Genomic DNA, 11,409 nt, shown 5'->3' on the forward strand with positions numbered 1-11,409 from the left:
ATGCCATGCTTTTAAATTGATGCATAGTTATTCAAAACAAAATCCGCTGAATTGCACTAGACAGCACAATTTCTGAAAAGAATACAGGTCTCACCTTATGAACATTCTTATTGTCCATGCTCATCCAGAACCCCAGTCTTTCACCACTGCTCTAAAAAATACAGCTAAGCAAACCTTAGAAAAATTGGGGCACAGTGTAGAAATTTCAGATTTATATGCGATGCAATTTAACCCTATTGCATCCAAAGCGGATTTCTTAGAGCTTAATCAACCTGAGTATTTTAACTATGCTCTAGAGCAAAGAAATGCCAGCAAAAATCAACTTCTAGCTCATGATATTCAAGCAGAAACTGAAAAGGTAAAAAAAGCAGATCTCGTCATTTTAAATTTCCCACTTTATTGGACATCTGTGCCAGCAATTTTAAAAGGCTGGATTGATCGTGTATTTGTCTCTGGACTTTTTTATGGGGGCAAGCGTTTTTACAACCATGGCGGCATGGCAGGTAAAAAAGCGATGTTATGTTTAACACTCGGTGGTAGAACACACATGTTTGGAGAAAACTCAATTCACGGCCCAATCGAAAATTATTTATCCCCGATTCAACGTGGTACTTTGGCATATGCTGGTTTTGAAGTCCTACCTCCATTCATTGCTTACCATGTACCGTATATTAGCCAAGAAGCACGACAAACCCTTCTTGAAGACTATGTAATCTACCTTACTCATCTGGACCAGCTCGAGTCATTAAAATTCCCCAAACTTGAGCAATTTGATGAAAAACTATATCCACTCTAATGCGATGTTTTAGCTCTTAGAATTAAATAACCGAATTTAGATCATTATTTTCGGTTTTTTATTACACATAACTTTCAAATATAGAATCCAAATTCGCTCAAAAAATAGATCAAATGGTAAAAAAATTAAGGTGAACTTTTTCATAAAATGAATAATATAAAATTGAATCAATAATATACAGATGTAGAGAAACTGGACTTATCAACTAAAAATAACTACCAATACTCATTTCATAATCACTTAACTCATATTTTTACAAAAAAATCTTTGACCATTTTTCTTGGATTTGCGACAAAAATGTCATAAAAACAAAGGCCACCACTAATATATAAAAAATATAAATATCAAATAATTAAATTAATTTAACAATGCAAATATTCCTTCATATTTCATCCATTATTGACATTATTTGTATAAAAAATGAGTACTGCCCAGTTCATATAACAGATTTACTCTTATTGTAATTATGCTATTTTTGTTACATGGAGTTATCAAAGCTTCTATTACTTGTAATTAGGAGCTTTGAAGGCAACACAGTTTAAACGGTTTAACTCTGTTACTTTTAAAAAAATGTCTTGAAGTTCAAGGAAAGATTAAAATGAAATTAAAACATCTGAGCACTGCAATGATTTTAGCAACGCTGCCTGCAACTGGGGTTTTTGCAGCAGCATTGGATCGCTCTGGACAATCAATGTCTGCATTCTTCCAACCGGGTAATTATTTTGAAGCAGGTATTTCTGTTTTAGACCCAGATGTAGCGGGTAAAGAAGCAGGATCAAGCGCAACACGCCGCGATATTGGCGATATGGCTAATGATTATTACTTTCCAAGTGCGGCATTAAAATTACAACTCAACGATAAATTCTCTTTCGGCCTACTCTATGATCAACCATTTGGAGCAGATGCAGAATATTCAGGTAATAATGTATTCGTTTCAAATCCAGGCACTGATACTATTTTAAGTCAAAAGGCATTAACTGACTTAGCAACCAGCTCAATTAACAAGTTAGTTCAAGCATCTGGATCAGCATTTACACCAGCTCTTATAGCTGTGACGAATGCTACTGGCGGTGATCCTACAAAACCGACTCAAACAGAGATCTTAGGCGCGTTACAACAAGTTGCTAAAGGTGGAAATACAACTGTAGGTGCAGGACTGACAGCATTACAAAACACCCAAGCTGCTATTAATGCTGCAAATAATTATTTAGGTACAGGTGGAACTAAAGTTAAAGTTGATACACAAAATTTATCTTTTGTTCTTGGTTTCCAACCAACTCAAAACTTTAACTTCTATGCGGGTCCTGTATTACAAACAGTTAAAGGTAATGTAAGTTTACGAGGTCAAGCTTATAGCCTTTATAATGGTTATGACGCAAATATTAAAGAAACTACTGGTGTAGGTTGGTTAGCAGGTGCAGCTTATCAAATTCCTGAAATTGCACTCAGAGCATCTTTAACCTATCGATCTGAAATTGATCATAAAGTGAATATTAATGAAGACTTATCTATATTAAATTTCCCTGGTCTTACTTCAGTACTTGCGGGCTTAGATGTTCCTGCGTCTAAACTTCAAGCTATTAATACAGAAGGCAAAACTACAATTACTACACCACAGTCTGTAAACCTTGATTTCCAAACAGGAATCATGGCTGATACTGTTGCGTTTGCGAATGTACGTTGGGTGAACTGGAAAGATTTCTCAATTCAACCATATAAATTCGGCAAAGTATCGGAAGCTGTAGGTGGTCTTGTTGGACGTCCAAATGGCTTTAACCTAGTTGAATACTCTGATGACCAATGGTCTGTGAACGCTGGTGTAGGTCGTAAACTGAACGATAAATGGGCTGGTAATATGTCTGTAGGCTGGGACTCTGGTGCAGGTAACCCTGTAACAACACTAGGACCAACAGAAGGTTACTGGAACGTAGGTTTAGGTCTTCAATATAGCCCTACTCCACAAACGTTTATTGCTGGCGGTGTAAAATATTTCTGGTTGGGTGATGCTAAAGCTCAAACAGGTGCACAAGCTGGTAGTGATGAATATGTTGCAGACTTCTCTGACAACAATGCCATCGCTTATGGTTTAAAACTTGGTTATAAATTCTAAGTTTAAAAATTATGTATATAAAAAAAGGCGCTTTAAGCGCCTTTTTTATTCTTTATTCTTAAGCTGGGATTGTACGCTGTGAAACAGAACGGATTGCTTCTTTTAATGCATCGTAACCGTGAATAGCTGGAAATTGTGGAAACTCAGCAATCACATTTGCAGGCGCATCAAATAAGAAACCATGGTCCGCTTCACCAAGCATGGTTGTATCGTTATAAGAATCACCTGCAGCGATTACACGGAAATTCAAGCCATGCAGTGCTTTAACAGACTCACGTTTTTGATCGGGTTGACGTAGTTTATAAGCGGTGATCATACCTTCTTCATCTGTCTCTAACTTATGACAGAAAATTGTTGGCCATCCTAATTGCTTCATTAAAGGATGTGCAAATTCATAGAAGGTATCTGACAAGATCACGAGTTGGAAATGCGTACTCACCCATTCAACAAACTCTTTTGCACCCGGTAATGGCCCCATCTCAGCAATGACTTCTTGAATGTCATTTAAGCCTAAACCGTGTTGTTTTAAGATATTAAGGCGCTGAGTCATTAAAACATCATAATCCGGAATATCACGAGTTGTTGCTTCGAGTTCTTTAATCCCTGTTTTTTTAGCGAAATTGATCCAGATTTCAGGAACTAAAACTCCTTCAAGATCTAGGCATACGATTTCCATGAATGCTTCCAACGTTGGTTAAAAATTGCTGTATCATACCATTAAGATTTTCAGTTTTGCGTTGTTATTGATCAAATCAATTTTATTCATAAGGATCGAAATTAAAGTGCTAAGCACTTTATTAACTATCCTTTAGAATATTTTTCATAACTCAATGCGCCCAAGCCTTTTGCCAGGAACACACATGACCGTTATTCCGACTATTGAGATCGTAGATGCTCTTGCTGCTGAATATGCAACCAAAAGCCCTCGAGAAATTTTAGAACTTGCCTTAAGCCAACAAGGTGAAATTGCAATTTCGTTTTCGGGAGCAGAAGATGTTGTTTTAATTGATATTGCTTCACGCTTAGGCAAACCATTCCGTGTATTTAGTCTCGACACAGGCCGCCTGCATGCCGAAACTTATCAATTTATTGAAACTGTCCGTAAACACTACAATATCAATATCGAAATTTGTTTCCCTGAATCTGAAGCTGTTCAAAACATGGTAAACGAAAAAGGTTTATTCAGCTTTTTTACAGATGGGCATCAAGAATGTTGCGGTATTCGAAAAGTTCAGCCTTTGCGTAAAAAACTTGCGACTTTAGATGGCTGGATTACGGGTCAACGTAAAGATCAAAGTCCTGGTACGCGTACAGAGATTCCTGTAGTACAAGCTGATGCAGGTTTCTCTGGCCCAGGTAAGCAACTCATTAAATATAATCCTCTAGCGAACTGGACAAGTGCTGAGGTATGGAGCTACATCCGTATGATGGAAATTCCATATAATCCTCTTCATGAGCGCGGTTTTGTTTCTATTGGCTGTGAACCATGTACGCGACCTGTATTACCTAATCAACATGAGCGTGAAGGACGCTGGTGGTGGGAAGAAGCCACTCAAAAAGAGTGTGGCTTACACGCAGGTAATATGAAAAAGTAACTGGATATCAAAAAACCACTGGTAAATCAGTGGTTTTTTTTATGTCATGTTCCGTACACAAAGTCATATTTTCTCTACTCTAAACGCTATATACTTAATTTTACGGTTCTATAATTCTAATAAGAGCTCATATAAGGGCTTCTTAGAAAAATGCATGAGGCACAATGATTTATGCGTCCATTACACCCAATTGATTTCATTTTTCTGTCACTTGAAAAAAGACAGCAACCCATGCATGTCGGTGGATTATTTTTATTTGAAATTCCTGAAAATGCACCAGAAACCTTTGTACATGATTTAGTAGAAGATATTAAACGCTCAAAGAGCATTCCTATTCCGCCCTTCAATAACCGCTTAAGTGGTCTGTTTTGGGATGAAGATGAAGAATTCGATATCGATCATCACTTTCGCCACATTGCTTTGCCTCATCCTGGCCGTATTCGTGAACTTCTGGTGTATATTTCACAGCAGCATAGCTCTCTAATTGATCGTGCAAAGCCACTTTGGACTTGTGACATTATTGAAGGAATCGAAGGCAATCGTTTTGCCATGTATTTTAAAATCCATCATGCGATGGTCGACGGCGTTGCGGGTATGCGTTTGATCGAGAAATCTCTATCAAAAACACCAGAAGAGAAACATGTTGTCCCTTTATGGTGTGTTGAGAGCAAAAGAGCTAAGCGTCTAAAAGTACCAACTCCAAGTACTAGTAAAATTAAAAGTATTTTAGGCGGTATTAAGTCTCAACTCGACATAGCTCCAAAAGTCATGCACGAGCTATCTCAAACAATATTCAAGGAAATGGGTAAAAATCCTGATTATGTTTCTACTTTTCAGGCACCAGTTTCTATTTTGAACCAAAGAGTCAGTGCTTCACGTCGTTTTGCGGCCCAATCATTTGAATTAAGCCGCCTTAGAAAAATTTCAAAAGCATTAGGCGTGACGATTAATGATGTTGTCCTAGCTGTATGTTCAGGCGCTTTACGTGAATATTTGATTAGCCAAAACAGCTTACCTAAAAAGCCACTTATTGCCATGGTTCCAGCTTCATTACGTACAGATGATTCTGACATGAGTAACCGGATTACTATGATTTTGGCAAATTTAGGGACGCATAAAGATCAACCGTTAGAACGCCTAGAAATCATTCGTCGCAGCATGCAGAATTCAAAGCAACGCTTTAGCCGTATGACTGCGAATGAAATTTTAAACTATAGTGCGGTTGTTTATGGTCCGGCAGGATTAAACATCATGTCAGGAATGCTTCCTAAGCGTCAGGCGTTCAATTTAGTGATTTCCAATGTACCAGGACCACGTGAACCGCTTTATTGGAATGGCGCGAAATTAGATGCACTCTACCCTGCTTCGATTGTCATGGATGGACAAGCTCTAAACATTACCATGACTAGTTATTTAGATAAGCTTGAAGTTGGCTTAACAGCTTGTCGAAATGCTTTGCCAAAAATGCAAAACCTTTTGACTCATTTAGAAGATGAGATTCAACGTTTTGAAGAAATTATTGCAGAGAAACAACTGAAACATCATTCAGCAAGTTAAAAAAAGTTAAGGGGCTTTGAATTGGCCCCTTATTTTTTGATTGTGCGGCACTGGTTAAGCAACTGATGACATACTGAACGAATCATAGCAGTTGTGATTGGTACTTCTTTACCTTGGTCATTCAACATATAGCAGCTATTTACTGGCGTGCTTTCTAAAACATGTTTAAGACCGTTGCTAATTAAGTTTTCACTTACATTCATGGGTTATACCTCTTATTGTTTGCTAAGACGTTTAATAGGGAGAACGTCTAGGGCTACTGTATGTAAGTAGTATTTAAAATTCATGAATGAAAGTAAAATTTCAGTTGTAACAAGGATTAAGCGATATCTTGTTACAACTTTAACTTAAAATGATATCGTATTGCTCTTGCGTATATAAATTTTCGACCTGAAATTTAATAACACGGTTAATAAAATGCTCTAAATCGGCTACTGCTGGTGCTTCTGCTGTTAATAATCGGTCAATCACAGAAGGATGCGCAACAACAGTAAAGCCACTCGTTGACTCAAATGCACGGGTATAACGCAATATCTCACGAAATATTTCGTAACACACTGTCTCCGCTGTTTTGACAAAACCACGTCCTTGACATGTTGGACATGATTCACATAACAAGTGTTCTAATGATTCACGAGTTCGTTTACGCGTCATTTCGACCAGACCAAGTTCTGACACTTGAGTAATTTTGGTCTTCGCGTGATCTCGCTCAAGCATTTTCTCGAACTGACGCATCACCTCTTCACGGTGAGTTGCTTCTTGCATGTCAATAAAATCAATAATGAGAATCCCCCCCAAATTACGCAGTCTAAGTTGACGCGCGATAACTTGAGTCGCCTCCATATTAGTTTTAAAAACCGTGTCTTCAAGACTACGACCACCTACATATGAACCTGTATTAACGTCAATCGTTGTCATGGCTTCAGTCTGGTCGATCATCAGATAACCGCCCGACTTCAAAGCTACGCGAGTTTGTAAGGCTTTTTGAATATCTTCTTCAACATTATAAAGATCAAATAGTGGTCGCTCGCCCGGATAATGAATGAGACGACTCTTCATATTCGGGACAAACTCATCTACAAACTCAAGCAGTTTTGCATGAATCTCTCGCGAATCTACATAAATCTTTGCGGTTTCTTCGCTTGCTAAGTCGCGAATAATACGTTGAGGTAATGGAAGTTCTTCAAAAATTAAAGAAGGAACAGCAACGTCGGTCTGTTTACGCTGAATGTACTCCCACAATTTGCTCAGATAGCACATGTCCTGTGCAATTTCTGCCTCATCCACACCTTCTGCAGCCGTACGGACAATCACGCTACCGGGTAAATTATGCTCAGATTGAATACCTTCAATAATATTACGCAGTCGATCTCGCTCTTCTTCAGACTCAATACGCTGCGAAACACCAATATGGTTACCATACGGCATTAAAACCAAATAGCGAGAAGGGATTGAAAGATCTGTACTTAGACGTGCACCTTTTGTGCCCAACATATCTTTCATTACTTGGACAGTAAGGGTTTGCCCAGGATGTAATAGCTCAAAGACATTTGGGGTAGGCTGCGAACGAGGCCAAACCATATCATTGATATGTAAAAAGGCTGTTCGAGACAAACCAATATCAACAAAGGCAGCTTGCATGCCCGGAAGCACTCGTACAACTTTACCCTTGTAGATATTGCCGACTAGACCGCGTTTAACTGTACGCTCGACATACAGTTCATTAACAGTTCCATTTTCGATTAATGCCACCCGACACTCCATAGGCGTGACATTAATAAGTAGTTCTTCTGACATACATAAACTCAAAGCATTATAAAATTTTTTATTAAAGAGTCAGAGAAGCTGTTAACTTTAACGTTGTCTAGTGTTCATCGACAATGCTATTCAATGAAGAATGATAACAACCCCTTATGTCTTTACTCTTTTGAATAACTGTGCAAATTCGTATAAAGGAAGTCCTACCACATTACTATAACTTCCTTGAATTTGGGGAATATATTGCGAGGCAATTCCTTGAATTGCATATCCACCCGCTTTTCCAACAGGCTCACCAGTGGTCCAATAATCTTCCATATCCTGTGTAGTCAGGTGCTGAAACTCAACTTGTGTTTGCACTACCTGACTTAACATCTGTTGTTGAGTCGCAACGCACAGTCCAGAAAACACATCATGCCAACGTCCAGATAATTTTTTCCAGATTTCAAAAGCATGATTTTTCGATTCAGGCTTACCAATAATTTGACCATCAAGTCCCAGACTTGTATCGGCAGCAATAACAATTGCTTCTGGAAAAAGCTTCAATACAGTTTGAGCTTTTTCTCTAGCCAATCGTTCAACATAATGATGAACCAGCTCATTTTCATGAACAGACTCATCAATGTCAGGACTATAGATTTCAAAATCTAAGCCTAGCTGTTGTAAGAGCTCCTTCCGACGAGGAGAGCTAGATGCTAAAACTATATGCGCCATTTTGCCAAACAATAATAGACGACTGGCCACGTGATGATACTTGTCATCAAAGGTTGCCAATGTCTAGCAATCGAAAAATGAATTCCACCCATCGTCTGTGTTACCCACATAAATGCTAAATGGGCAATAATGACCAGCGTTGCTATCGTCCATAAATTAACAAAAGTTAAAATACGGCGTTCCCGAATTAAAAAACGGGTAAGAAAAGTCACAATTACAAAACTTAAGGCATTTAGCCCTAAAGGCGCATCAAGCAGTAAGTCTGTAAAAATCCCCATCCCAAATGCAAACCAGACCCCACACCATGTTGGCTGACATACTACCCAAAATAGCATAATCATTAACATGAATAGTGGCCGCCATCCTGAAATATCATAAGATAGCGGATAAACCATGAGTACAGAACCCACAATAACGGAGAGAATAATTCCCCATAATGGGTCTTTACGCTTTTCTCGTTTAAGTTTAGCGATCGGCATACGGCTGCTCCTTCGCTAATGATTCAGAGAAAAGTACAACTACATGATGGCCTGTTGCTAATTGTGCTGATGGTGTTACATCAATTTCAGCAAACTCACCTGAATTATGGCGTTTTATTTTGGCCACTGTACCCACTGCGTAACCTGCTGGGAAATGTTCACCCAAGCCTGAGCTAAACACTTTATCACCCACCTGAATATTCGCACTGGTCGGGACATATTCCATTTTTAAACGGCCCAAATCACCTGTACCAGAAACAATCGCCCGCATTCCTGTACGTTCAAGACGTACCGACAGTGAATGTTCTTTATCTGATAACAACATCACGCGTGAGCTATGAGGATATACATTAATAATCTGCCCCATAATCCCCTTATCATCCAGAACCGTTTGACCGACCTTTAGATGGTCCGTAGAGCCTCGGTTAATAATGATGATATGGCGTAATGGGTCTGCATCTGTCCCAATCACTTCGGCAATTTCCATACGACCATCAATAATTAACGGTGTATCAAGAAGGCCTCGTAAACGGGTATTTTCAGCTGACAGTTCAGAAAGCTTCTGTAAGCGGACTTGAGCTTGTAAAAGCTCAGCCTGCATCGCGGTATTTTCACGACGCAGTTGTGCTTCAGATTTTGTTTGTTGATTCAGCCATTCTCTCGACAGTACCGGATAACTAGCCAATGCATAAATTGGGTTATATGCAGCGTACAAGACATCCCTTGCTGGCTGAATTACATAAGGCATGCGCCAATCAAAGAACAGCACAACCAAACATGTAATGACCGCAATAATGAACGAGCGGAAAGATGGCGGCTGTCTTGAAAAAATATTCGGTTGCACCGCCTAATCCTTAAACTTAACCGACGAAAAGCATGTCATGGTTCGGGTTGTCGAAGAATTCTAATACTTTACCACCACCACGGGTTACGCAAGTAAGAGGATCTTCAGCAACAACGACTGGTAAACCAGTTTCTTGAGCCAATAACTTGTCAAGGTTACGAAGTAGCGCACCACCACCTGTCAACACAATACCGCGCTCAGCAATATCAGAAGAAAGTTCAGGAGGAGTTTGCTCAAGAGCAGATTTCACAGCGCTTACAATGCTTTGTAACGGATCAGAAATGGCTTGAGTAATTTCGTCAGAAGTTACGGTAATTGCACGAGGCACACCTTCTGCAAGGTTACGGCCACGTACTTCGATTTCTAATGTTGTACCATCAGAAACAGCCATACCTACTTCTTTTTTAATAATTTCAGCAGTGGTTTCACCAATCACACAACCGTGAGCTTTACGAACATAATTGATGATTTGCTCATCAAAAACATCGCCGCCGATGCGTAAAGAGTCAGCATAGACACAACCTTGCAATGAAATAATTGCAATTTCTGTTGTACCGCCACCAACATCCACAACCATAGAACCACATGCTTGTTCAACTGGCATACCTGCGCCAATTGCTGCTGCCATAGGCTCTTCAATCAAACGAACATCACGGGCACCAGCATTAAATACTGCTTCGCGAATCGCACGACGCTCGACCAAAGTTGATTTACATGGTACACATACAACTACACGAGGTGCAGGTGGGAACAAACGTTTTTCGTGAACTTTACCAATAAACTGATTCAACATGGTTTCAGTCACTTCAAAATCCGCAATTACACCGTCTTTCATTGGACGAATTGCAGAAATATTCGCAGGCGTACGGCCCAGCATTTGCTTAGCATCTAGACCTACAGCAGCAACAATTTTTTGTGAACCACTGTGACGAATTGCCACAACTGTTGGTTCATTTAATATAATGCCGCGGCCTGGTGCATAAATAAGTGTATTTGCTGTACCTAAATCAATGGCTAGATCCGGCGAAAACAAGCCAATTAGTCGTTTTAGAATCACGGTTCGTTCTCAGTTAAACTTTCATGTGGATGCAAGGTGGCAACTTTAAACTAAATGTGATGATTTGAACAAGTCAATCGCTTATTATAACGCACGATATTTTGAAAATTTTTAATACTGATTAGGTGATGTTATGTCTACATCGGATGCACAGCATTCAGCAGATTTAAATGCACAAACAGTTTCAGCAATCGCCAATCTTGCTCGATTGTCGCTCAATGATACGCAATCTGCTGAATATGCTCAAAGTCTAAATAAAATTTTAGGCATGATGGAAACCTTAAAAGGCATTGATACGGAAGGCGTAGAACCTTTGAAAAGTCCTTTTGACAATCCTCAACCTTTACGTGCTGATGTGGTAACTGAAAGCAATCATCGAGATGAATACCAAGCAGTTGCGCCTGCAACTCAAGATGGTTTGTATCTTGTTCCTCGCGTGATTGAATAACTTTTACTCAATTAACCCATCTTCCCTCTTTTGAATGTAAAGAAATTTTAC

12 protein-coding genes are annotated in these 11,409 nt (G+C 39.2%); 5 read left to right on the plus strand and 7 right to left on the minus strand.

Going from position 1 to position 11,409, the window contains the following annotated elements; genetic code table 11:
* The first annotated feature begins 97 nt into the window (after window positions 1–97).
* Both HMPREF0013_RS21500 and HMPREF0013_RS21505 read left to right on the plus strand, forming a co-directional pair.
* On the plus strand, window positions 98–796 hold the full coding sequence (locus HMPREF0013_RS21500) for an NAD(P)H-dependent oxidoreductase (RefSeq protein WP_002116152.1): 699 nt from the start codon (window positions 98–100) through the stop codon (window positions 794–796).
* A gap of 598 nt (window positions 797–1,394) precedes the next feature.
* The gene (locus HMPREF0013_RS21505; RefSeq protein WP_002116318.1) at window positions 1,395–2,906 is read left to right on the plus strand and encodes an OmpP1/FadL family transporter; all 1,512 of its coding nucleotides are present in this window, start codon (window positions 1,395–1,397) and stop codon (window positions 2,904–2,906) included.
* A gap of 58 nt (window positions 2,907–2,964) precedes the next feature.
* Here the strand turns inward: HMPREF0013_RS21505 and thrH are convergent, their stop codons facing one another.
* Window positions 2,965–3,582 carry a bifunctional phosphoserine phosphatase/homoserine phosphotransferase ThrH gene (gene thrH, locus HMPREF0013_RS21510; protein WP_002116438.1) on the minus strand — a complete coding sequence of 206 codons (618 nt, stop codon included), beginning with the start codon at window positions 3,580–3,582 and terminating at the stop codon, window positions 2,965–2,967.
* A 184-nt stretch (window positions 3,583–3,766) separates the two neighbouring features.
* Here thrH and HMPREF0013_RS21515 point away from each other — a divergent pair, with 184 nt between their 5' ends.
* The gene (locus tag HMPREF0013_RS21515; protein ID WP_002116388.1) at window positions 3,767–4,501 is read left to right on the plus strand and encodes a phosphoadenylyl-sulfate reductase; all 735 of its coding nucleotides are present in this window, start codon (window positions 3,767–3,769) and stop codon (window positions 4,499–4,501) included.
* A 171-nt stretch (window positions 4,502–4,672) separates the two neighbouring features.
* The gene (locus HMPREF0013_RS21520) at window positions 4,673–6,058 is read left to right on the plus strand and encodes a WS/DGAT/MGAT family O-acyltransferase (protein WP_005064414.1); all 1,386 of its coding nucleotides are present in this window, start codon (window positions 4,673–4,675) and stop codon (window positions 6,056–6,058) included.
* A gap of 29 nt (window positions 6,059–6,087) precedes the next feature.
* On the opposite strand, the gene HMPREF0013_RS21525 is transcribed toward HMPREF0013_RS21520, so the two are convergent.
* From HMPREF0013_RS21525 to HMPREF0013_RS21550, 6 genes are all read right to left on the minus strand, one after another.
* Entirely contained in the window at window positions 6,088–6,261 is a 174-nt protein-coding gene (locus HMPREF0013_RS21525) for a PA1571 family protein (RefSeq protein WP_002116397.1), read from the minus strand.
* 139 nt (window positions 6,262–6,400) lie between these two features.
* Window positions 6,401–7,855: a ribonuclease G gene (gene rng, locus HMPREF0013_RS21530; RefSeq protein WP_005064412.1), complete on the minus strand. Its 1,455-nt coding sequence runs from the start codon at window positions 7,853–7,855 to the stop codon at window positions 6,401–6,403.
* Between the two features lie 114 nt (window positions 7,856–7,969).
* On the minus strand, window positions 7,970–8,530 hold the full coding sequence (locus tag HMPREF0013_RS21535; RefSeq protein WP_002116203.1) for a Maf-like protein: 561 nt from the start codon (window positions 8,528–8,530) through the stop codon (window positions 7,970–7,972).
* Entirely contained in the window at window positions 8,518–9,009 is a 492-nt protein-coding gene (gene mreD, locus HMPREF0013_RS21540) for a rod shape-determining protein MreD (RefSeq protein WP_002116279.1), read from the minus strand. Before mreD ends, HMPREF0013_RS21535 begins: the two co-directional genes overlap by 13 nt.
* Entirely contained in the window at window positions 8,996–9,853 is an 858-nt protein-coding gene (gene mreC, locus HMPREF0013_RS21545; RefSeq protein WP_002116449.1) for a rod shape-determining protein MreC, read from the minus strand. Before mreC ends, mreD begins: the two co-directional genes overlap by 14 nt.
* A 16-nt stretch (window positions 9,854–9,869) precedes the next feature.
* Entirely contained in the window at window positions 9,870–10,910 is a 1,041-nt protein-coding gene (locus tag HMPREF0013_RS21550; protein WP_000601379.1) for a rod shape-determining protein, read from the minus strand.
* Between the two features lie 133 nt (window positions 10,911–11,043).
* Here HMPREF0013_RS21550 and gatC point away from each other — a divergent pair, with 133 nt between their 5' ends.
* The gene (gene gatC, locus HMPREF0013_RS21555; protein WP_000107699.1) at window positions 11,044–11,358 is read left to right on the plus strand and encodes an Asp-tRNA(Asn)/Glu-tRNA(Gln) amidotransferase subunit GatC; all 315 of its coding nucleotides are present in this window, start codon (window positions 11,044–11,046) and stop codon (window positions 11,356–11,358) included.
* The last annotated feature ends 51 nt before the right edge of the window (window positions 11,359–11,409 follow it).

This window comes from Acinetobacter sp. SH024 (assembly GCF_000163635.1).
In the GTDB taxonomy this organism is placed as follows: domain Bacteria; phylum Pseudomonadota; class Gammaproteobacteria; order Pseudomonadales; family Moraxellaceae; genus Acinetobacter; species Acinetobacter pittii.

Bases quoted from the DNA above. Each gene is read 5' to 3' on its own strand.
- HMPREF0013_RS21500 (WP_002116152.1), top strand. From the start codon at position 98: ATGAACATTCTTATTGTCCATGCTCATCCAGAACCCCAGTCTTTCACC.
- HMPREF0013_RS21505 (WP_002116318.1), top strand. From the start codon at position 1,395: ATGAAATTAAAACATCTGAGCACTGCAATGATTTTAGCAACGCTGCCT.
- thrH (WP_002116438.1), bottom strand. From the start codon at position 3,582: ATGGAAATCGTATGCCTAGATCTTGAAGGAGTTTTAGTTCCTGAAATC.
- HMPREF0013_RS21515 (WP_002116388.1), top strand. From the start codon at position 3,767: ATGACCGTTATTCCGACTATTGAGATCGTAGATGCTCTTGCTGCTGAA.
- HMPREF0013_RS21520 (WP_005064414.1), top strand. From the start codon at position 4,673: ATGCGTCCATTACACCCAATTGATTTCATTTTTCTGTCACTTGAAAAA.
- HMPREF0013_RS21525 (WP_002116397.1), bottom strand. From the start codon at position 6,261: ATGAATGTAAGTGAAAACTTAATTAGCAACGGTCTTAAACATGTTTTA.
- rng (WP_005064412.1), bottom strand. From the start codon at position 7,855: ATGTCAGAAGAACTACTTATTAATGTCACGCCTATGGAGTGTCGGGTG.
- HMPREF0013_RS21535 (WP_002116203.1), bottom strand. From the start codon at position 8,530: ATGGCGCATATAGTTTTAGCATCTAGCTCTCCTCGTCGGAAGGAGCTC.
- mreD (WP_002116279.1), bottom strand. From the start codon at position 9,009: ATGCCGATCGCTAAACTTAAACGAGAAAAGCGTAAAGACCCATTATGG.
- gatC (WP_000107699.1), top strand. From the start codon at position 11,044: ATGTCTACATCGGATGCACAGCATTCAGCAGATTTAAATGCACAAACA.